The organism is Streptomyces sp. NPDC031340 (assembly GCF_055569945.1).
In genome coordinates this window covers 1-20,884 of the sequence record NZ_JBVIIE010000086.1, presented here as the reverse complement: position 1 = coordinate 20,884, position 20,884 = coordinate 1, and the positions used below count along the sequence as shown (strand labels likewise).

The 20,884-nt window shown below is 72.4% G+C and carries 17 protein-coding genes; 8 read left to right on the top strand and 9 right to left on the bottom strand.

The features are described from left to right. Positions 1-50: 50 nt before the first annotated feature. A complete protein-coding gene (locus ACZ5GT_RS38595) occupies positions 51-1,607 on the top strand; it encodes a glycoside hydrolase family 43 protein (RefSeq protein WP_469036009.1) in 1,557 nt (518 codons plus the stop codon). Positions 1,608-1,771: 164 nt separating this feature from the next. Next, complete coding sequence (locus tag ACZ5GT_RS38590) at positions 1,772-3,523, top strand: cellulase family glycosylhydrolase (RefSeq protein WP_469036001.1); 1,752 nt, start codon at positions 1,772-1,774, stop codon at positions 3,521-3,523. 71 nt (positions 3,524-3,594) lie between these two features. On the opposite strand, the gene ACZ5GT_RS38585 is transcribed toward ACZ5GT_RS38590, so the two are convergent. From ACZ5GT_RS38585 to ACZ5GT_RS38560, 6 genes are all read right to left on the bottom strand, one after another. Further along, positions 3,595-4,647, bottom strand: a complete 1,053-nt coding sequence (locus tag ACZ5GT_RS38585; RefSeq protein WP_469036000.1) for a LacI family DNA-binding transcriptional regulator — start codon at positions 4,645-4,647, stop codon at positions 3,595-3,597. A gap of 129 nt (positions 4,648-4,776) precedes the next feature. Continuing rightward, the gene (gene dnaK, locus ACZ5GT_RS38580) at positions 4,777-6,660 is read right to left on the bottom strand and encodes a molecular chaperone DnaK (RefSeq protein WP_469035997.1); all 1,884 of its coding nucleotides are present in this window, start codon (positions 6,658-6,660) and stop codon (positions 4,777-4,779) included. A 175-nt stretch (positions 6,661-6,835) separates the two neighbouring features. Beyond that, entirely contained in the window at positions 6,836-7,261 is a 426-nt protein-coding gene (locus ACZ5GT_RS38575; RefSeq protein ID WP_360755366.1) for an OsmC family protein, read from the bottom strand. Positions 7,262-7,318: 57 nt separating this feature from the next. Then, complete coding sequence (locus ACZ5GT_RS38570) at positions 7,319-9,052, bottom strand: vWA domain-containing protein (RefSeq protein ID WP_469036007.1); 1,734 nt, start codon at positions 9,050-9,052, stop codon at positions 7,319-7,321. A gap of 62 nt (positions 9,053-9,114) precedes the next feature. After that, positions 9,115-10,176 (bottom strand): ATP-binding protein, encoded by a 1,062-nt coding sequence (locus ACZ5GT_RS38565; RefSeq protein ID WP_469035993.1) that lies wholly within the window; start codon positions 10,174-10,176, stop codon positions 9,115-9,117. Between the two features lie 101 nt (positions 10,177-10,277). Next, positions 10,278-12,341 (bottom strand): phage holin family protein, encoded by a 2,064-nt coding sequence (locus ACZ5GT_RS38560; protein ID WP_469035991.1) that lies wholly within the window; start codon positions 12,339-12,341, stop codon positions 10,278-10,280. 663 nt (positions 12,342-13,004) lie between these two features. Here ACZ5GT_RS38560 and ACZ5GT_RS38555 point away from each other — a divergent pair. The 4 genes from ACZ5GT_RS38555 to ACZ5GT_RS38540 all read left to right on the top strand — a co-directional run bounded on the left by ACZ5GT_RS38555 (position 13,005) and on the right by ACZ5GT_RS38540 (position 16,274). Then, positions 13,005-14,165 (top strand): aKG-HExxH-type peptide beta-hydroxylase, encoded by a 1,161-nt coding sequence (locus ACZ5GT_RS38555; protein WP_469035987.1) that lies wholly within the window; start codon positions 13,005-13,007, stop codon positions 14,163-14,165. Next, positions 14,158-14,442, top strand: a complete 285-nt coding sequence (locus ACZ5GT_RS38550) for a hypothetical protein (RefSeq protein WP_469035984.1) — start codon at positions 14,158-14,160, stop codon at positions 14,440-14,442. Before ACZ5GT_RS38555 ends, ACZ5GT_RS38550 begins: the two co-directional genes overlap by 8 nt. A gap of 139 nt (positions 14,443-14,581) precedes the next feature. Next, on the top strand, positions 14,582-14,698 hold the full coding sequence (locus ACZ5GT_RS38545) for an LWPPW motif RiPP peptide (RefSeq protein ID WP_469035982.1): 117 nt from the start codon (positions 14,582-14,584) through the stop codon (positions 14,696-14,698). Between the two features lie 61 nt (positions 14,699-14,759). Continuing rightward, on the top strand, positions 14,760-16,274 hold the full coding sequence (locus ACZ5GT_RS38540) for an FAD-dependent monooxygenase (RefSeq protein ID WP_469035978.1): 1,515 nt from the start codon (positions 14,760-14,762) through the stop codon (positions 16,272-16,274). A 60-nt stretch (positions 16,275-16,334) separates the two neighbouring features. Here ACZ5GT_RS38540 and ACZ5GT_RS38535 read toward each other — a convergent pair whose 3' ends face one another. Further along, positions 16,335-16,736, bottom strand: coding sequence for a hypothetical protein (locus ACZ5GT_RS38535; protein ID WP_469035975.1), 402 nt, complete (start codon positions 16,734-16,736; stop codon positions 16,335-16,337). A gap of 83 nt (positions 16,737-16,819) precedes the next feature. On the opposite strand from ACZ5GT_RS38535, the gene ACZ5GT_RS38530 reads away from it, so the two are divergent. Together ACZ5GT_RS38530 and ACZ5GT_RS38525 are read left to right on the top strand one after the other, a co-directional pair. Next, positions 16,820-17,593, top strand: a complete 774-nt coding sequence (locus tag ACZ5GT_RS38530) for an MBL fold metallo-hydrolase (RefSeq protein ID WP_469035972.1) — start codon at positions 16,820-16,822, stop codon at positions 17,591-17,593. After that, positions 17,590-18,228, top strand: a complete 639-nt coding sequence (locus ACZ5GT_RS38525) for a DedA family protein (RefSeq protein WP_469035968.1) — start codon at positions 17,590-17,592, stop codon at positions 18,226-18,228. The genes ACZ5GT_RS38530 and ACZ5GT_RS38525 overlap by 4 nt, the downstream gene beginning before the upstream one ends. Before the next feature lie 24 nt (positions 18,229-18,252). Here the strand turns inward: ACZ5GT_RS38525 and ACZ5GT_RS38520 are convergent, their stop codons facing one another. After that, positions 18,253-19,455 (bottom strand): MBL fold metallo-hydrolase, encoded by a 1,203-nt coding sequence (locus ACZ5GT_RS38520; RefSeq protein WP_469035965.1) that lies wholly within the window; start codon positions 19,453-19,455, stop codon positions 18,253-18,255. Next, positions 19,452-20,699, bottom strand: coding sequence for an aminotransferase class I/II-fold pyridoxal phosphate-dependent enzyme (locus ACZ5GT_RS38515; RefSeq protein WP_469035963.1), 1,248 nt, complete (start codon positions 20,697-20,699; stop codon positions 19,452-19,454). Before ACZ5GT_RS38515 ends, ACZ5GT_RS38520 begins: the two co-directional genes overlap by 4 nt. Positions 20,700-20,884: the final 185 nt, after the last annotated feature.

Sequence of the window (20,884 nt, the reverse complement as noted above, 5' to 3'; positions counted from 1 at the left end):
AACCAGCCGTGACAACGACAACCAACCTGCCGTCGCAGGGCCCTGACGGCATGCCGGGCGAGCGGTCCGCGGACGCCATCGTGACCAACCCGGTGATCCCCGGTTTCCACCCCGATCCGAGCGTCTGCCGCGTGGGCGACGACTACTACCTCGTCTGCTCCAGCTTCGAGTACTTCCCCGGCATCCCCGTCTTCCACAGCCGTGACCTGGTGCACTGGACGCAGATCGGCAACGCCCTCGACCGGCCGAGCCAGCTCCGCCTGACCTCCGGCACGGCGTCGTCCGGCGGCATCTACGCCCCCACCCTGCGCCACCACGACGGCCGCTTCTGGCTCATCGTCACGAACGTGGCCGAGGGCGAGGGCAACATGCTGTTCACCGCCACCGACCCCGCGGGGCCCTGGTCCGACCCGGTCCGTCTGCCGGGCGTCAAGGGCATCGACCCGGACCTCGCCTGGGACGAGGACGGCACCTGCTGGTGCACTTTCGCCGGGGTCTCGCAGGTCCGGATCGACCCGTACACCGGGGAGACGCTGGAAACGCCGCGGCGGCTGTGGTCCGGCACCCCCGGTGCCCTGGCCCCGGAAGCGCCTCACCTGTACCGCGTCGGCGAGTACTGGTACCTGCTCATCGCGGAGGGCGGCACCGAGCGCGGCCACGGCGTCTCGATCGCCCGCGGGCGCACCCCCGACGGTCCGTTCGAGCCGTGCCCGGCCAACCCGATCCTGACGCATCGCAGTACGGATCGTCCCGTCCAGAACACCGGCCACGCGGACCTGGTCCAGGGCCCCGACGGTTCGTGGTGGATGGTGCTGCTGGGCGTCCGGCCGCGCGGTGGCACGCCGGGCTGGCACGTCCTCGGGCGCGAGACCTTCCTCGCGCCGGTGACCTGGGCGGACGGCTGGCCCGTCGTCGGCGAGGTGTCGCCCGCCCTGCCCGCCCCGCCCTGGCCGCTCGTCCCCGGGCCCGTCGAGTCCGGCCGGGACGACTTCGACCTCGCGGAACTGCGACCGTGCTGGATCTCCGTGCGCAACCGTCCGCAGGAGCACTGCACCACCGAGGAGCGGGCCGGCTGGCTGACGCTCCGTGCCCGGGGCGACGGTCCGGACGGTCCGGACGGTCTGGATGATCCCGACGGTCCGGACGGTCCGGACGATCCCGGCGTCGTCTTCGTCGGCCGCCGCCAGCAGCACCTGACCTGCCGGGTGCGGACCCGGATCGATCCGGCGCGGGGGCGCGGAGGTCTCGCCGTCCGGCTGGACGAGGAGCACCACTACGAGATCGAGGCCTCCGAGGGGGAAGTGCGCGTGCTCGGCCGCGTCGGGTCTCTGCGTACCGTCGTGGGCTCCCGGCCCGTACCCGCGGGGCCCGTGGTCCTCGGCCTCCGCGTGAGCGACACCCCGCTGCGGGACGCCCGCACGGGACCCGACACCCTCACGTTCGGCATCGAGGAGCCGGACGGCACGTTCACCACGCTCGGCAGCCTGGACGGCCGCTATCTGTCGACCGAGGTCGCGGGCGGCTTCACCGGCAGGGTCATCGGCATGTACGCCGCGGCCGGCACGGTCCACTTCGACTGGTTCGACTACGAGCCGCTCGCCCCCTGAACCGGCCGGGCCCGGCCGTCACCACGCCGCCGCTCCCGGCCGGGCCGGGCCCGCCTCCCCCTCGCCCCTCGCTCCCCGCTCCCCGCCTCTCGCTCCTCACCCCCTGCCTTCACCGACCCCCCACGGGCGGAACCCCCGCTCGGCCAACGAAGAAAGGTCAAGAGATGAAGGGAACGCAACGCCCCGGCGGCCGCCGCAGACGCGGTCCGGGCCGGGTGCTCGGCCTGCTGCTGGCGCTGGTCGCCGCGATCGGGCTCACCAGCACCAGCGCCTTAGCAGCACCGAACCACGAGGAGGCGTCCGCGGGGCTGAAGTCCCGGGCGCTCAGCCCCGTGAGCGCGGTGGCGGCGATGCAGCCCAGCTGGAACCTGGGCAACACGCTGGACGCCATCCCGGACGAGACGTCCTGGGGCAACCCGCTGGTCACCAAGTCCCTGTTCGACACCATCAAGGCCGAGGGCTTCCGCAGCGTGCGGATCCCCGTCACCTGGACCGACCACCAGTCCGCCACCGCCCCCTACACGATCGACACGACGTTCATGAACCGCGTCAAGCAGGTGGTCGACTGGGCCCTGGCCGACGGCCTCTACGTGGTGATCAACGTCCATCACGACTCGTGGCAGTGGGTCTCCGCCATGCCCACCGACCACGACAACGTCCTGGCCCGCTTCAACGCCATCTGGCAGCAGGTCGCCGCGGAGTTCAAGGACTCCCCGCAGACACTGCTCTTCGAGAGCATCAACGAACCGCAGTTCAAGAACGTCAGTGACGCGCAGAGCATCCAGTACCTGGACGAGCTGGACACCTCGTTCCACAGCATCGTGCGCGGCTCCGGCGGCAACAACGCGACCCGGCTGCTGATGCTGCCCACCCTGTTCTGCAACGCCGGCCAGACCTACCTGGACGCCCTGGTCAGCAAGATGACCGCGCTGAACGACGCCAACCTGGTGGCCACCGTGCACTTCTACGGCTGGTACCCGTTCAGCGTGAACGTGGCCGGCGGCACGCGGTACGACGAGACCGCGCAGAAGGACATGACCGACACCTTCACCCGGCTGCGGGACAGCCTCGTCGCCAAGCAGATCCCCGTCTACATCGGCGAGTTCGGCCTGCTGGGGTACCCCGACTACTTCCACCCCTCCCGCGTCGAACAGGGCGAAGCGCTCAAGTACTACGAGCAGTTCGGCTACGAGGCCCGGACCGCCGGGGTGACCACCGCCCTGTGGGATCCCTTCGCGTACCTGAACCGCTCCACGCTGCAGTGGCGTGACCCGGCCCTGATCGCGCAGATCAAGTCGAGCTGGACCACCCGCTCCGGAACCGCCTCCTCGGACCGGGTCTTCGTGCCCAAGTCGAGCGCGATCACGGCGAAGACGCTGACGCTGAACCTGAACGGCACCACCTTCAAGGGGCTCTACCAGGGCAGCACCAAGCTCACCTCGGGCCGGGACTACACCGTCTCCGGCAACCAGCTCACGCTCACGGCCACGGCCCTCACCCGGCTGACCGGCGACCGTGCCTACGGGACCAACGCGACTGTCGAGGCCCGGTTCTCCAAGGGTCTGCCCTGGAAGATCTACGTGACCACGTACGACACGCCGGTCCTCTCGAACGCGACCGGCACCACCGGTGGTCTCACCGTCCCCACGCAGTTCCGCGGCGACCTGCTGGCGACCATGGAGGCGAAGTACGCCGACGGCAGCAACGCCGGCCAGACCAGCTGGACTCCTTACCAGGAGTTCAACGCGGCCTTCTCCCCCGACTATCCGGGCAACGCGCTCCTGCTCACCTCGGACTTCCTCAACGCGCTGCGCGACGGTGCGCCGGTGACGCTCACCTTCCACTTCTGGAGCGGCGCCACCGTGACGTACACGGTGACGAAGTCCGGAAGCTCGGTGACCGGCACGGCCTCCTGACCGTCCGGGCCCCGGGTGCCGCCCTGGCGCCCGGGGCTCTTCGCCGCCCGCCCGGTCCTCGGGCGGAGCGTTCAGTCCTTGGGCGGCGCCGTGCTCTCCCGGACGGTGAGCGTGGTCGCGATCTCCAGTCCGGACTGGGGCACGTCCTCGCCACGGCCGAGGGCCAGCGCCAGCTCGGTGGCGGCCACCGCCATCTCGGCCAGCGGCTGGTGGACCGTGGTCAGCGGCGGATCGACCCAGGCGACGGCCGGTACGTCGTCGAAGCCCACCACGCTGACGTCCTCGGGGATGCCCAGCCCGAGTTCGCGCGCCGCCTGGTAGACGCCGAGCGCCTGCATGTCGTTGGCGGTGAAGACGGCGGTGGGGCGATCGGGCCTGGAGAGCAGCTCGCGTGCCGCCGTGTACCCGTCCTCCCGGGTGAGGAAGGTCTTGACCACCAGGTCCGGCTCCACCGGCAGGCCCGCCTCGGCGAGCGCGGAGGAGTAACCCGCCTGACGCGCACGGCAGAACGGGTGGTCAGGGCCGTTGATCATCGCGATGCGCCGGTGTCCCAGTCCTGTCAGGTGCCGGGTCGCCGCCTGACCGCCCCGCCAGTTGGTGGCGCCCACGAACGGCACGTCGTCGGGAAGCTCCTCGTTGGGGTCGAAGACGACGAACGGGATGCCCTTCGCGGTCAGTTGCTCCCGCTCCGCCTCGGACAGCTGCGCCACCGACAGAACGCACTGCGGGCGCCGTCCCACCGTGTCCTCCATGGTCCTGACCGGCGTGTCCCGGAGACCGAACTCCGACACCAGGACACTGACCTTGTTCCTGCGGGCCACCCGCTCGACACCACGGATGATCTCCACCGCCCACATGCTCTCCAGCTCGCGGAACACCAGCTCCACGAGGTTGCTGCGGTTCTTCGGCGGCTTGCGGTAGCCGTAGCGGTGGATGAGTTCCTCGATGCGGGCCCGGGTGCCGTCGGACACGCCGGGCCGGCCGTTGAGCACCTTCGACACGGTGGGGACCGAGACGCCCGCGGACTCGGCGATGTACGCGATGGTGACGGCCGCCGGCCCACCGGCCCGCGCGCTCGGCTCCGCCGTCTCTTCGGTCTCTTCCGCCTCTTCGGCGGTCTCCACCGTCTCTTCCGCCGAAGGCACTTGTGATCGGTTGTCCGGCACGGCCGCCTGTCCCCATCCCCTCGCCTGCTGAGGGCGTCATTGTGACACCGCTCGTCGCCGAGGAGTCCGGCGGTCCTCAGGCCGCTCTCAAGCCGCTCCTCCCTTGTGGTCGGTGTCGTCGTCGACGATCTCCGCATCGACCACGCCGTCGTCGTGCGGCGCGGTGTGCTCCGTACCCGCGCTCGTGCCCGTGCCCGCGCCCGCCGCGGTCGACTGCTGCCCGGCCTGCGCGTACATGGCCTGGCCCATCTTCTGGCTGACGGTGCCGAGCTTCTCGACTCCGGTGCGCAGGGCGCCGGTCTCGGCGTTCTGCTTCAGCAGGGCCTTCAGCTCCTCGGTCGCGGACTCCACCTCGGACTTCGTGTCCGCCGGGATGCGGTCCTCGTTGTCACGCAGGAACTTCTCGGTCTGGTAGACGAGTTGCTCGGCCTGGTTGCGGGTCTCGGCGGCCTCCCGGCGCCCCCGGTCCTCCTCGGCGTACTGCTCGGCCTCCCGCATCATGCGGTCGATGTCGTCCTTGGGCAGGGCCGAGCCGCCGGTGACGGTCATCTTCTGCTCGCGGCCCGTCGCGAGGTCCTTGGCGGAGACGTGCATGATCCCGTTGGCGTCGATGTCGAAGGCCACCTCGATCTGCGGCACCCCGCGCGGGGCGGGTGGCAGACCGGTCAGGTCGAAGACGCCGAGCTTCTTGTTGTAGGCGGCGATCTCGCGTTCACCCTGGTAGACCTGGATGCCGACCGAGGGCTGATTGTCGGTGGCGGTGGTGAAGATCTCCGAACGCCGGGTCGGGATCGTGGTGTTGCGCTCGATCAGCTTGGTCATGATGCCGCCCTTGGTCTCGATGCCGAGGGACAGCGGGGTGACGTCGAGCAGCAGCACGTCCTTGACGTCGCCGCGGATGACGCCCGCCTGCAGGGCCGCCCCGACCGCCACCACCTCGTCCGGGTTGACGCCCTTGTGCGGCTCCTTGCCGGTGAGTTCCTTGACCAGGTCGGTCACCGCGGGCATCCGCGTCGAGCCGCCGACGAGGATGACGTGGTCGACCGCGGACAACTCCACGCCCGCGTCCTTGACCGCCTGGTGGAAGGGGGTCTTGCAACGGTCGAGCAGGTCCGCGGTGAGCTCCTGGAACTGCGCGCGGGTCAGCTTCTCGTCGAGGTGCAGGGGGCCTTCGGCGGAGGCGGTGATGTACGGCAGGTTGATCGTCGTCTCGGACGACGCGGACAGCTCGATCTTGGCCTTCTCGGCGCCCTCGCGCAGCCGCTGCAACGCCATCTTGTCCTTGCCGAGGTCGATGCCGTACTGCCCCTTGAACCGCTTGACCAGGTACTCCACGATCCGCTGGTCCCAGTCGTCGCCGCCGAGGTGGGTGTCGCCGTTGGTCGCCTTGACCTCGATGACCCCCTCGCCCATCTCCAGCAGCGACACGTCGAAGGTGCCGCCGCCGAGGTCGAAGACCAGCACCGTCTGCTCCTCGCCCCGGTCGAGGCCGTAGGCGAGGGCCGCCGCGGTCGGCTCGTTGATGATCCTGAGGACCTTCAGGCCCGCGATCTCCCCGGCCTCCTTGGTGGCCTGCCGCTGGGAGTCGTCGAAGTAGGCGGGGACGGTGATCACCGCTTCCGTGACGTCCTCGCCGAGGTAGGACTCCGCGTCCCGCTTCAGCTTCTGCAGCACCCGCGCCGACAGCTCCTGCGCCTGGTAGCGGGTGCCGTCGACGGAGCCGTGCTCCGGGAAGCGCCAGTGGGCGTCGCCCATGTGCCGCTTGACCGAACGGGCCGTGCGCTCCACGTTCGTCACGGCCTGCCGTTTCGCGACCTCGCCGACGAGCACCTCCCCGTTCTTCGCGAAGGCCACGACCGACGGGGTGGTCCTGGCCCCCTCCGCGTTCGCTACGACGGTGGGCTCGCCGCCTTCCAACACGGCCACCACCGAGTTCGTGGTACCGAGATCGATCCCGACCGCACGTGCCATCTCCGTCCCCTTTCGCCAGGGCACTGCCACATTTCAAGCACAAAACTTGAGTGGGCCGTTGTCAATGCCACACGGTCCCGAGTACCCCGGGAACGCGGATGCCGCGCCTCCCGGTCTCGGGGGGCGCGGCACCGGAGCGGAAGCGGGTCCGCGGTTTCTCAGGCGAGCGTCCTGCTCAGGCGAGTTTCGCCGACAGCGTGATCGTCGTGCCCGCGAGGGCCTGGCTGACGGGGCAGTTGGCCTTGGCGTTCTCCGCGGCGGCGACGAACGCGTCGTTGTCGATGCCCTCGACCGTGCCCTCGACGGTCAGGTGGATGCCGGTGATGCCCTCACCCGGCTGGAAGGTGACGTCGGCGGAGGTGACGAGCTTGGTGGGCGGGGTGCCGGCACCGGCCAGGCCGTGCGACAGCGCCATGGAGAAGCAGCTGGAGTGGGCGGCGGCGATCAGCTCCTCGGGGCTGGTCTTGCCGTTCGCCTGCTCGGCGCGCGACGGCCACGACACCGGCTGCTCGCCGATGCCGGAGGAGTCGAAGGTGACGACTCCGTTGCCCTCGAGCAGGTTGCCTTCCCAGACGGTGTGTGCGGAGCGCGTGGTTGCCACGGTGAATCCTTCCGAATTCCGGCTGTTGCTTGGGACACCATCCGATCACATTCCCGGTCACCGCACCCGGAAGACCGGCCCACGAGCGGTGAACGGCAGCCGCGCCCCCTCCGGGATCAGGTAGGCGTGCTCACGCCGGACCCGCAGGACGTCGCACCAGCCGTCCGTGATCACCAGCACTGGCGCGCCGGGCGGGAAGTCGTCGGCGCGGTGCAGCAGGTCGATGCCGGGCTGCAGGACCGTGCCGCCGCGGCCGCGCACCTTGACCCGGCCGGCGATCTCGGCGACCGGCAGGTAGCCGGCGTCGTGCGGGGCCGCGTCGCAGAAGACGACGCGGGCGGCCGGCACGTCCCGGGCCTCGGCGTAGGAGGCGATCGCCCCCAGCGCCTTGCCGAGCAGGGTGCGCTCCATGGAACCGGAGGTGTCCAGGACGACGCCGAACGTGCAACGGGTGACCTCCTCGGGCGGGAACCAGTGGCCGGCCCGGGGGATGTCGGGGGTGGCGGACTGGCGCCGCGAGGGACGCGCGTAGGACCGTACGGGCTCCGGGCGGGGCACGAATTCGTCGAACCAGCGGGCGAGCTTGGCGTCCCAGGGCAGCGGCGGGTGGCTGAGGGCGCGGATCTCCTCGACCAGGCCGCCGGGCAGGAAGCCGCGCTCCTGTCGCTGGTGCAGGTCCAGGCCCTGGCCCAGGCCGCGGCGGTAGAACTCGTCGAGGTCGACGTAGTCGCCGGGCGGGCCCAGGGGTCCGCCGAGGATGTCGCCCACTCCCTTGCCGCGCAGGGTGGCCAGGCGGCGCAGGCGGCGCAGGTCGCCGGCGATGCGGTCGTAGACCTCCTCCGCGGACAGGCCGGCCAGCGCCGGGTCGTGCAGCAGGCCCTCGGGCATGGTGCCGACCTGCATCTCGCACAGCCAGGCGTTGATGACGTAGTCGCAGGCGACGTTGAACAGGTAGGGGTCGCGGGCGCCGCAGCGGTCGCCGTGGCGCAGGGCGGCGTGCAGCATCTCGTGGGCGAGGACGAACCGCCATTCCTCGTCGTCGAGGGTCCGCAGCGGGTTGACGTAGATCTCGCCGGCCTCCGCGTCGACCGCGGCGACGGAGATGCCGTGCGCGCGGGCGAGTTCGGCGTCGGCGACCAGGGTGATGCCGGCCGCGATGCCGCCCAGCAGGGGGTAGGAGGACACGAACCAGCTCAGGGCGCGCTGCCAGGGCCGCTGCGGGGCCGCTTCGCCGCCGAGGGAGTCCCGGCGGCCGCCCGCCATGTCCATCGCGGCGGACACGGTGCGGGTCAGCGCGGTGGCGAACGCGAGCTGGTGGTCCGGCGGCTGCCCGTACCAGCCGTGCCATGTCACCAGCAGCAGGTCAGCCTCGTCGCCCGCGGTGCCGCAGCGCTCGTAGGCGGCCGGGATCCCGTCGCGCCGCCAGCGGGCGGCGAGCTGCTCCTCGTCGCCGTCCGGATAGGAGTCCGGCAGGTCGTCGGGGGTCCTGCCGGCGGGGAAGCCGAGCAGGAAGCGGTTGACGACCGCGCAACGGGCGGCGAGCTCGCAGCGGTCGGGCTGCGCGCGGGCGCCCTTGGCCGCCGGAACGTGCCCGAAGCCGAGGTGCAGAACGGCGTGCGCGAGGGCCCACGCCCAGTCCTCCGGGTCGGCGATGCGGGCGGGGTGCACGTGCAGCACGGCGCCGGAGTCGACGCGCACCAGCCCGTCGCGGGGCGCGAGGGCGCACTCCTCCTCCCGGCAGACGCTGAACTCGACGGCCGCGAGCGCCGGGTTGGCCTTCACCAGCCGCATCCCCGCGGCGAACGCCTCGGCCGCCGGGTCCCGCTTCTTCCGCCCCTTGCCGCGGGCACGGCTCACCGGCGCGCCTCCACCAGGCGCGGCATGTCCCGCGCCGCCTCCACCAGGAACCACGACGGCAGGACGGGATTGCCGTCGGGGTCGGAGGCGATGACGGTCTGCGCGACCTCGACGGAGATCTCGGCGAGTTGCACCAGCAGCGACTTGGCTCGGTACGCGGTCTGCCGGCCGCTCGCCGACAGGTGGTCCTTGCCGGCGGGCAGTTCCTTGATCAGACGTCCGCGGAAGGAGTCGGCGAGGTAGTAGAGCAGGTCGCGGTCCTCGACGCGGTGCGGCCAGCCGGCATCGCCCCTGATGATCGCCTCGATGCCGAAGCGGCTGCGCACGATCTTGACGTAGCCGCAGAAGGCGGTCGCGTGGGCGGGCGTCAGGGTGCCGTGCGCGAGGACCTTCAGCGTCTCCTCGTCGAGGCCGGCGCCGAAGGAGTGCAGCGCGTCGGAGAGCATGTGCCAGGAGCGGGGCGTGGAGAACGGCTCCTCGGTCTTCGGCGGCTTGGACCACAGGTGGTCGGGCCGGTCGGTGAGGTGGTCGAGGATCCAGGGGTGGATGCCGTTGCCCGCGGCCCAGGCCAGCCAGTCCTTCGCGGACACCTCCAGGTGCACGTGGGTGAGGCGGTTGACCAGCGCGGAGGCGATGGGGCGGGCGAGGGCGTTGTCGGTGGCCCGGTTCCCGGCGCCGATGACGATGGAGCCCTTCGGCAGCTCGTAGTCGCCGATACGGCGGTCCAGGATCAGCGAGTAGAACGCCTTCTGCACGTCCGGGCCGGCCGCGTTCAGCTCGTCCAGGAACAGGCAGTACGGCTCGTCGCGGGCGATGGCCTCCGGCGGGCAGAACACCGAGCGCCCGTCGCGGATCTGCGGCACGCCGATCAGGTCCTCGGGGGCGAGCTGGGTGCCGAGCAGGCTCACGCACTCCAGGCCCAGGGACTCGGCGAACTCCCGCACCAGGGAGGACTTGCCGATGCCGGGGGCGCCCCAGAGGAAGACCGGCCGCACGGTGGCGAGGCCGAGGAGCAGTTCGGGTATGCGGGCGGGGGTGACGGTGACGGCTGCCTGCAAAGCAGGGGCTCCTTGGGACGTTCCGCGGTTTCCGGACCAGTGTGAGCGTGCGGTCCGGCCCGCGCAGCCCATTTCCCGGCGGCCCGCTCCTGCTCCCCCTGTCAGGCGGCCCGTTCCTGTTCGCCGTCCTCGGTGAGTGGGACCTGGGGGCCGTCCGCCTCGCGCAGCCAGCGCCGCAGCACGCGGTGCACCTGCTCGGCGCCGACCAGCTCGCACTCTTCCCCGGCCGGCGCGGAGAGGGCCAGCGGCGACAGCAGGAAGGGCCTGCCCTGCGCCCCGCCGAGCCCGCCGTGCGAGCCGATCTGCTCTTCGAAGGCGAGTACCTCGCCGTCGGCCGGGTCGTGGAAGGAGTTGACCATGATGTCGGCGGTGTGCGGGAAGGAGTGGGTGCGGCGCACGGCGTCGGCGGCGCCGGGCCCGAACGCGGTCAGCGGACCCGGATCCTGCTCCAGCCGGTCGAGCGGGACCTCCGCGCCGTACGCGCCGAGCACGACCCCGCCGTGCTCCTCGCTGCGCACCAGCAGGAACCCGATCCCCGGGTGGTTGGCGAGGGTGGTCAGCAGCGCCGGGTGGCGGGCGTCGATCTCCTCCTTGCTCATCCGGTGCGGCACGTCCGGGAAGGACACCAGGCCGAGGTTGCCGGAGGCCAGCACGATCGGTTCCGAGCGGCGCCCCGGCAGCCGGTGCCGCTCGTCGCCCTCCTCGACGGGCCGGTGCAGCGCCGCCCGCACCGCGGCGCGGGCCTCGGCGCCGCTGTGGGTGCGCTGCGCCTTGCGCGGCACGGGCAGCCCGCAGCCGGCCCGCACCAGCTCGCCGAGGCCGAGGCCGTAGCGGGCGCGGAAGGTCTCGCCGGGGCTCTGGCCGTGGTCGGACAGGACGACGATGCGGTACGGCCGGGGGGCGTGCTCGGAGACCTTCTCGATCAGCGCGAGCGCCCGGTCCAGGCGTCCGAGGACCTTCTCGGCGTCCCGGCTCAGCGGGCCGGAGTGGTGCGCCACCTCGTCGTAGGCCACCAGGTCGGCGTAGATCGCGGTGCGCCCGGCGAGCATGTCGCCCATCACGGCGGAGACCACGACGTCGCGCTCGACGACGGTCGCGAAGGCGCGGACGAAGGGGTAGAGGCCGCCGCGCGAGACCCGCGGGCGCTGCTTGCGCAGGCGGGCCCGGGTGGACTGGCCGATCTCCCGGCCGGCCTCGGCGACGAACGACATGGCGGTGCGCACGGCGTTGGCCGGGTCGGAGAAGTACGCGAAGTAGCCGGCGCGGGACCGGTTCTCCCGGCCGCGGCGACGGGTTGCTATCGACAGGACGAGGGCCTGCTCGTCCGCGCCGCCGCTGAAGAGGTTGCCGCGGCTCGCACCGTCGGCGGTGAGCAGGCCGGTGTCGCCGGTGCGTGCCACGGCGCGGCGCTGGAGTTCGGCGGCGCTGGTCGGGCGGTTGCAGACCATCACCTCCCGGCTGTCCTTCTCGTACCAGCGGAACGACGGGACGTCGTGGTTGGAGCCGTGCAGGATGCCGAGCTGGCTGGCGCCGGTCTGGCTGGACCAGTCGGTGCGCCAGGGAGTGAGCCGGTGGGTGCCGTCCAGCCACCTGGCGACGGTGGGCGCCAGTCCCTTGCCGACGGCGTCCAGCAGCACGTCGTGGCCGACGCCGTCCAGTTGCAGGAAGACGGTGCCCGGGCTGGACGGGCCGGGCGGCCGGCGTCTTCCGCGGCGGTGGGCGAGGCGGTAGAGACGGCGCCGGTAGGCGTCGTCGTCGCGGACGGCCAGTGCGCCGCCGGTGGCGGAGGCCACGGCGGACATCACGGCGGCGACGATGACGGCGGTCTCGGGCGCGGCCTCGCTGTCGCCGGAGGGGTTGATGCGCAGGGCGAGCAGCAGCAGCGAGCCGTTGAGGAAGAAGACCAGCAGCCCGAGCACGAGCGCCGGCACCAGCAGCAGGGCGCGGACCAGGAGCGGCCACACCAGCGCGGACAGCAGACCGAAGGCGCCGGCGCCGAGCGCCGCCGTGACGGCGATCCGGGTGGCGCTGTCGCCGGTCGCGGACTGGAGCTGGAAGTCCGGCAGGATCCCGGCGAGCACGAGCATGGTGGCGGTGGAGACGATCCAGACAGCGACGCTCCGCCCCACCTGACTGGCGATCCGCCGCCAACGCCCGCCACGCACGCCTGCCCACCTCACGTCCCGGCCCGCCCCCGCAGCGGGCCCCCACCCCTCCTACCCTGTCACACCCCCTCCGAGCCCCCACCGCCTCGGCACGGACCCGACAGACACCTGGGCATGGGCATGAGCATGCGGAATTCCCGACCTTCGGGGTGGTCCAGCCGAGAGTCTGCTTCGTCGGCCGGAAGGTGTGTTCCAGATCGAAGCGGCGAAGGAAAGGAATTTCCTCGGCATGGTTGATCCAAGGGCCGCGGTGGGTGAGCCGGGGGTGCATCCGGCCCCAGGCCGTCGCGGTACTCGTGCCGTAGTGGGTGATGTCCGTTGCCGTACCGAAGGCCGGGAATCAGCCATTCATGCGGCTTTGGAGTTCCTTGCCCCGGGAGCGGATGCAGCCTGCATTGTCCCGGCGGCGAACAGTTGCGCCACTGCCCGTGGCGCGGGGCTCTCCCACCCATGCTGACCTGCGGGCACAGCGGACGAGCGGGGCATTTCGTCCGTACTGAGGCGCCTGTTCCGCGTTCATGGCCCTGGGCGGTGACATATGGGGCCGCCGCAGGCCACAAGACCGTTTCTCGACTTTCACTGCAACGCATCACACTTGACGTCGTGCGAACACTGCGCGTTTGATCGGACGCTGTCGGCCGAGCCTTTTACCAAGGAGGTTCTGTGTCCGTCCACGACGACGAACTCGTCCCTGTCGAACAAGCGCTTGCGTCCCACCCCGAATTCAGCGACGCTTCGAGGATCACTCTGAAGGCCACCGAATTCTATCGTTTCGCGGTCGATCTACTGTGCGAGCGGTCCGCGACGGTGGAGCGCCTGGCGGCGGGTATCCGCGACGAGACCGGCCGGCTCCCGACCGCCGTCGTGGAGGACCCGCTGGTACGGGTGACACTCGACGAGGCGGTGTCCCGGCTGGAACGGGGCTTCCTCGACGAGGACGCCTGGACCGAGGTCGTGACCATGCTGCGTCTGGTCTCCGATGTTCTGGAGCTGCATGGCGCCAAGGCCCCGCCGACCGGCGTCAGCGTCTCCGCCGGCCGCCGGGTGCGGGTCACTCGAGGTCGGGAATCCTGGCTGTGCAGCACAGGCTCGGGTGCTACGACCCCGCTGGGCGGTACGTTCCTCAACAGCTTCGAGCGTGACTTCCTGCGTGGTGTGCCCGGTGACCTCCTGGAGCCCACGCCCGAGCACGCGCGGCGGCTCGACGACGGCTTCGCGGCCCTGAACGCCCTGCTTCCCGAGCTGGGAGCAAGTGTCGCGGCCCACTACATCGGTGTGGGCGTCGTCGACGTGAGGACCGAGGGCGAGACCTTCCTCGCGGGCAACGTGGGACGCATTCCCGGGGTGGTGTTCTTCTCCCCGAACCGCATGGCCCGTCCATGGCGGTTCGCCGAGACGGCGCTGCACGAGGGACTGCACCTGAAGCTGTTCGACATCCAGCGGTCGGCGAGCATCTTCGCCGCCCCCGAGCGTCTGGCCGACGGGCCGAAGGTCAGGGTGCCGTGGCTGAAATGGGCCTCCATGGTCGCGCCCAACGAGTGGGCGCTCGACCGGGCCCTGGGCGCCTTCCACGTGTACGCCCACCTCGTGCTGTTCCAGGCCGCGTTGCGGGCCAGGCTCACGCCTGAGCTGAAGGAACGTTTCGGCGTCCCCGAGCCCGACGACCCACCTTCCCTGTACCGCTTCGGCAGCGAGCGCGCCCACTATCTGGGTCGGCAGATCCTGGACCGTGGCGGCGACGAACTGACCGATCACGGCAGGGAGTTCGTCAGCTGGCTGCTGGAGGCCACCGCAGCGGTGCCGAAGGAGGTCGCCCGTGTCTGATCTCCGCTACACCAAGGCGCCCGGCCTGAGCACGCGCCCCGTCGAGGCCGCCGACGCACTCATGGTCTTCACCCCGGTCAAGCCCAAGGTCCATTGGCTGAACCTGGCCGGCTGGTACCTGTTCGAGCTCAGCGACGGCAGCGGCGAGGAACACATCGCCGCCGAGTACGCGGAAGCGGTCGCGGGCCAGGTACCGCGGGACGAGGCACTGCTGCAGGCCCGTAGCTGTCTGGCCGACCTGGCGCAGCGCGGCATCCTCGTCATGACCGAAGCCTGAGCCGGTCCGACGAAGGCGCCGAGGCCGGCTGCCCGCGGGCCGGCCCCAGGCCGCCGGGGTCCGAGCCGATGTCTCCTCGAGTTCCTCCGATCCGTCCGGCCGGAGGTTCCTTCTACCTTCGTTGAAGGAGGTGAACTCCATGACGGAGCAGCTGAAGAAGAGGCTGTCCAAGGCGGTGAACGTGGCCCCGCCGAAGGCCGCCGCACCTTCCAGGGACCAGCGTCTGTGGCCCCCGTGGTACATGCAGAAGCACTGAGCCCACAAGGTGCCGGGCCGCCCTGACGGGCGGGCCGGCACCCCCTCGTGGAAGGTGTTCCATGCGGCACGTCGGCGTACTGGTGGTGGGCGGCTCGCTCACCGGGCTGTCCGCGGCCCTCTTCCTCGGCATGCACGGCGTGCCCTGTCTGGTGGTCGAGCGCCGTGACGGCGTCCTTGCCCATCCGCGTCTGCGTGGCCTGCTTCCTCGGGCCATGGAGCTGTACCGGCAGGCCGGAGTGGAGGACGAGATCGTCAGCCGCTGTCCGGCCGGCGCCCCGCCCACCGATCTCGTCTCCGTCCACGCCCGCACTCTGTCGGAGGAGCACGAACCGCTCACCGAGCCGGAAGACGGCGGGGCGGACGCCGAACAGGTCTCCCCGTGCGGGTTCGTCCCCATCGGCCAGGACGAGCTCGAAACCGTGCTCGCGCAGCAGGTACGCGAACGGGGCTGCGACCTCAGATTCGGCACGCGGCTCACCGGCCTGGCGCAGGATTGCGAGGGGGTGACGGCGCGGCTGCGGGGCCCTGGCGGGACGGAGGAGACCGTCAAGGCGGACTACGTGGTCGCGGCGGACGGCGCCTCCAGCCCCGTCCGCCGTCGTCTGGGCATCCGCAGCAGTGGCCCCGGAACCCTCTTCCACATGGTCACCATGCACATCCACGCCGATCTGTCGCCGGCACTGCGCGGCCGTCGTATCGGCATGGCGTATCTCGGCCGGCCCGCGCCGGGAACCACGCTCGGTCCCCTCGACTCCACCGGCACCCGGTGGTTCTTCGCCACTGCCGTATCGTCCGGGGACATCGCGAGCGAGGACCCTGCCGCCTGGGTCAGAGCGGCGACCGGACTGGACGCACTGGATGTGCGGCTGCTGGAGCAGGCCCCGGGCGCCGGACGGATCTTCACGTTTCCGGTGGGGGCGCGAGTCGCCGAACGATACCGTGTGGGCCGGGTGTTCCTCGCGGGCGACGCGGCCCATCAAATGCCGCCGACCGGCAGCCTGGGCGGCCTCACAGGCATCGTGGACGCGCACGACCTGGCCTGGAAGCTGGCCTTCGTCCTGCGTGGCAGCGCGGGTCCGGGGCTGCTGGACACGTACGGGGCCGAGCGGCGCCCGGCCGCCGAGCAGGCCATGCGACAGGCGTATGCCCGGGCACGGCTGCGCTGGCGGCTGCCCGGGCACGGCAGGGGCTCGACGCTGCTGCCCACGAGCGTCCTGATGTACGGCGCCGCTGTCCCGGAGGGGGCCCCCGGCACGCGCGCGCCTCATCTGTACGTCTCCGAGGACGCGTCTTCGCCGATGTCGACGCTCGACCTCTACGGCACCGGTCTCGTCCTGCTGGTCGGCCCTGAGGGCGACGCCTGGGAGTCCGCCGCCCACCGGGCCGGTCAGCGCCTTTCCGTGGCCATCGATGTGTACCACCTCGATGCGGACTTGGCCGGTCCACACGGCCTGACGAACGGCAGCGCGCTGCTCGTCGGCCCCGGCGGTGTCGTCGTATGGCGCTGCGACGGCCGGAGGCGCGACCTCGACGGCACGCTGGAACGGGTGCTGCGCGACCTGCTGTGCCGCTGAGATCTTGGCAGGGCACGCACCAGGCCCCGCTCGGGTCGGCTGCGCTGCGGGTCAATACACCTAGCGGCCGTCGTAGCCGGCTGTCGGCATGGACAGGCGGCGGTGGACGCGGGCCTTCATCTGGGCGTCGTAGCAGGGCTCCGCGGAGCCGACGGTCTCCACCCGTACCCCGCGCCGCGCGCACTCCGCGGTGAACTCCTCCACGGACGACAGCGCGCTCTCCAGTACCCGCCGGCTGGGCGCGACGAACAGGTCGGTCTCCGGGCGGACCCCGTCCCACAGCACGCTGTGGTCCGGCCTGAGCCCCCGAACCAGCAGTTCGCGGGCGACGACGTAGCCCCGCTCGGCCGCCCAGCGCGCGCACATGGCGTGCTGGCTGCGGGAGTCCACCAGGAACGGATCGGCGTCCAGCTCCTCGAGCGGCGTCAGACTCGCGATCGCCGTGACCCGCACCGGTCCCATGGTGTTCCCCTCACCTCCGGGTTTCGCCGCCGACCCTACTCCTGCCCGTAGGCTTCGGGGAGTCGCGCGAAGGAGGCAAAGAGGTGCCGGTGGAGGTCACCTGGTGGGGTCATGCCACCTGCACGGTCGAGGACTCGGGCGTACGGGTGCTGACCGATCCCCTGTTCGCCCGTCGGCTCGCCCATCTCCGGCGGCGCCGGGGCGCGCTGCCGCCGCCCGGCGCCTGGCGCGCGGACGTGGCGATCGTGTCGCACCTGCACGCCGATCATCTGCATGTTCCCTCGCTGGAACGGCTCGCCCCGGGCACGCGCCTGCTCGTGCCCCGGGGCGCACCACGGGCGGTACCGGCGCTGCGCCGGCTCGTGCGGCTGAACGTCACCGAGGTCGCGCCCGGCGACGTCGTGCGGGTCGGCGACCTGAGCGTGCGGGCGGTGCCCGCGCTCCACGACGGACGGCGGCTGCCGGTGGGCCGTCACCGCTGCCCCGCGCTCGGCTACGTCCTGGAGGGCGAGGCGCGCACCTACTTCGCCGGCGACACCGGCCTGTTCGACACGATGGCGAAGGAGGTCGGGCCGGTCGACGTGGCGCTGCTGCCGGTCGGCGGCTGGGGGCCGAACCTCGGCGAGGGGCACCTGGACGCCGGGCGGGCCGCCGAGGCGCTGGCCCGCCTCGCGCCGCGCAGCGCGGTGCCCGTGCACTACGGCACCTACTGGCCGATCGGCATGGACGCCGTACGCCCGCACGAGTTCCACACGCCCGGTCACGAGTTCGTGCGCCGGGCGGCCCGGTGCGCGCCCGGCGTGACGGTGCACCGGCTGGGACACGGGGAGAGCGCTCGCCCGGAGGTCGCCCGGTGACGTGGCTGGCGGCGGCCCCCGCGACGGTCGTACCGCCCGAGTCGACGCAGCAGGCGATCGGTTATCCGTCACTGTTCCTGCTGGTGCTGATCGGGGCGCTGGTGCCGGTCGTGCCGACGGGCGCGCTGGTGAGCTCGGCGGCCGTGGTGGCCTTCCACCACGCCGCGCCGTTCACGATGGCGCTGGTGTTCGTGACGGCGTCGCTGGCCGCGTTCCTCGGTGACATGACGCTGTACTGGCTGGGCCGGCGCGGCATGACGTCGAAGAACGGATCACGCTGGCTGGAGGCGATACGGGCGCGGGCGCCGCAGGACCGGCTGGAGCAGTCGCAGGCGAAACTGGCCGACCACGACGTGGCGGTGCTCGTGCTGTCGCGGCTGGTGCCGGCCGGCCGTATCCCGGTGATGCTGGCCTGTCTGATGGCGCGCTGGCCGGTGCGCCGCTTCGCCCGCGGCAACGCACCTGCCTGCCTGGCCTGGGCGGCGACCTACCAGCTGATCGGCGTCCTGGGCGGGTCGCTGTTCCCGGAGCCGTGGCAGGGCGTGCTCGCGGCGGTCGCGCTGACGGTGGTCCTCAGCGCGGCGCCGAGCGTGTGGCGGCGGGTGCGCGGGAGCGCCCGGGACACGCGGACCTGACGTCACCCGGCGACCGGACATCCCCTAGGCCAGCACCCGGGAGCCGCCCACGGGCAGGTCCCACAGGTCCGCGCGGTCCAGGCCCGCCTTCTCCCAGGCCGCGAGCGCGCGCGTCAGCGGTTCCAGCACCGGTTCCGCCGACAGCACGAACGTGCCCCAGTGCATCGGCGCCATCCGGCGGGCGCCCAGGTCCCGGACGGCCCGTACCGCCTCCTCCGGGTCGCAGTGCACGTCGCTGAGCCACCAGCGCGGGTCGTAGGCGCCGATGGGCAGCAGGGCGAGGTCGATGCCGGGGTAGCGCTGTCCGATGCGGGAGAACCAGTGGCCGTATCCGGTGTCGCCGGCGAAGTACACGCGCTGTCCGTCGGGGGCGGTGAGGACCCAGCCGCCCCACAGGCTGTGGCAGGTGTCGGTCAGGGTGCGCTTGGACCAGTGGTGGGCGGGCACGAAGTCGAAGCGCACCCGGTCCAGTTCGGCCGCCTCCCACCAGTCCAGCTCGGTGACGGCGGTGAAGCGGCGGCGGTGGAACCAGCCGCCGAGTCCGGCCGGCACGAACACCGGGGTGTCGCGCGGGAGCCTGCGCAGGGTGGGGGCGTCCAGGTGGTCGTAGTGGTTGTGGCTGATGACGACCGCGTCGACGCGCGGCAGCTCGCTCCAGGGAATGCCGACGGGGGTGATGCGGGCCGGGGTGCCCAGGATGCGGCGGGACCACACCGGGTCGGTCAGCACGGTCAGCCCGCCGATCCGCACCACCCAACTGGCGTGTCCCGCCCAGGACACGGCGACCGTGCGGGCGTCGACGCGGGGCAGCGGGGCGGGTTCGACGGGGATGAGGGGGATGTCGACGAGGCTCTCGCGGGTGGGCCGTATCGCGCCCTCGCGGGCGAAGCGGGCCATGGCCATCAGGCCGGGCAGCGGGGCGGTCAGGCGGTCGTGGAACGTCCGCGGCCACACCCGGCGCTCGGCCAGCGGCCGGGGTTCGGCGAGCGGCGGGAAGGGCGCCGCGAGCGGGGGCGAGGGGAGGGACGCGGACCGGGGCGGGGCGAGAGCCGGGGAGCGGGGCGCGGTCGAGAGGGCCGAGGACTGGGGCGAGAGGTGGGTCGGGGAGAGGGCCGGGGAGTGGGTCGGGGAGTGGGTCGGGGAGTGGGTCGCGGGCCGGGACGACGCCGGATCGTCGTCCTCCCGGCCGGGCGAGCTGGTGGTGGTCGACTCGGACTGTTGCGTCATCGAGGAGGCTCCCATCGCTGAGCGTCGTCGCGGAGTTCATCGAAGACCGACGTCACTCGGTTCAACGCGCGTTGCACGTGTGGCAGTTCCAACGGCGTGGGCGATTCGAGGCATTCCGCGCGCTCCGTCTGCGTGGTCCCCAGCAGGGGGCCGGTGGCCAGGCGGACGCGCAGTTCGTCGAGTTCGTCGCCGAAGCGGTGGCCGCCCGCGGCGGGCATGGCGAGCCGGGCGGTGAGGAAGTCCTCCAACTCCTGTGCGTCGCCGACTCCGTGCGCGGCGAGCGCGGAGCGCAGCGGGCCGAGGTCGGCGTACAGGTGCCGGCCGGCCTGCGGGGGCCGGGCCAGCGCGCCCGCGGCGACGACCGCCGCGTGCAGGGCGGCGGCCACGCGCGCGTGCAGGCCCACGACGGCGGCCCGGTGCGCGGCGACGGGCTCGGGTTCCCGCAACGCGTAGGCGGCCGGGGCGGCGAGGGGCCGGGCGACGCGGGCGCCGAGCGCGGTCAGCACGTCGAGCACGCGCGCGTGCAGGCCCTGCCCGTCCGCGTCGGCCGGGAAGCGGGCGATCGCGGCGGGCCAGGCCGGCGGGAGCAGGGCACCGGCCAGGTCGACGACGACGGTGACCCGTTCGGGGAACATCTCCGCCGGACTGAGCACGACGGTGTCCCGCGGGGCGTGCAGCGTGTCGCGCCAGGTCTCGTCGCTGACCAGGTGCAGGCCCTCGGCCGCGGCCGCCTCGGCGCACTGGTGCAGCAGTTCGGGCGGCGCCACCGTCGCGGTGGGGTCGTCGGCGACGGACAGCACCAGCAGCCGCGGGTCACCGCCCTCGGCGCGCACCCTGCGGACGGTCTCCAGCAGGGCGTACGGATCGGGCACGCCGCCGCTCTCGGCGGGCGTCGCCACATGGAAGACGCCTCTGCCCAGCAGACGCGCATACGGCGCCCACCAGGCCGCGCAGGGCCGGGGCACCAGGATGTCGCCGCCGAGCGCGGCGGTCAGCGCGAGCAGCAGGGCGGGGGCGCCGGGACCCGCGGCGACCCGGCCGGGGCCGACGGGCAGTCCGCGCCGCTCCCAGTAGTCGCAGGCGGACCGCAGGAGTTCCGCGCCGCCGCCGACCGGTTCCTCGTCGACGCGTTCCGCGGCGGCGGCCAGGACGGCGGTGAGCTCGGGCGGCACCGGCAGTCCGTCCTCGGGAAGCCGCGGCCCGTACCGGACGGGGCCGTGGCCTTCCCCGTCCGTCCACCGCATGCGTGCCTCCGCGCAGTCCTGGCGCCGTGTCCGGTGCCGTGTCCATGGCCGTCGGACCGGTCTGTCGGGCCGTCCCCGTACCGGGGGGGGGGGGGGGGGGGGGCGCGCGGGGGGGGGGGGGGGGGGGGGGGGGGGAAGCCAAGAGGGGTGGAAGCACAGCCGCATATGCGGGAGGGTCCCGCCCC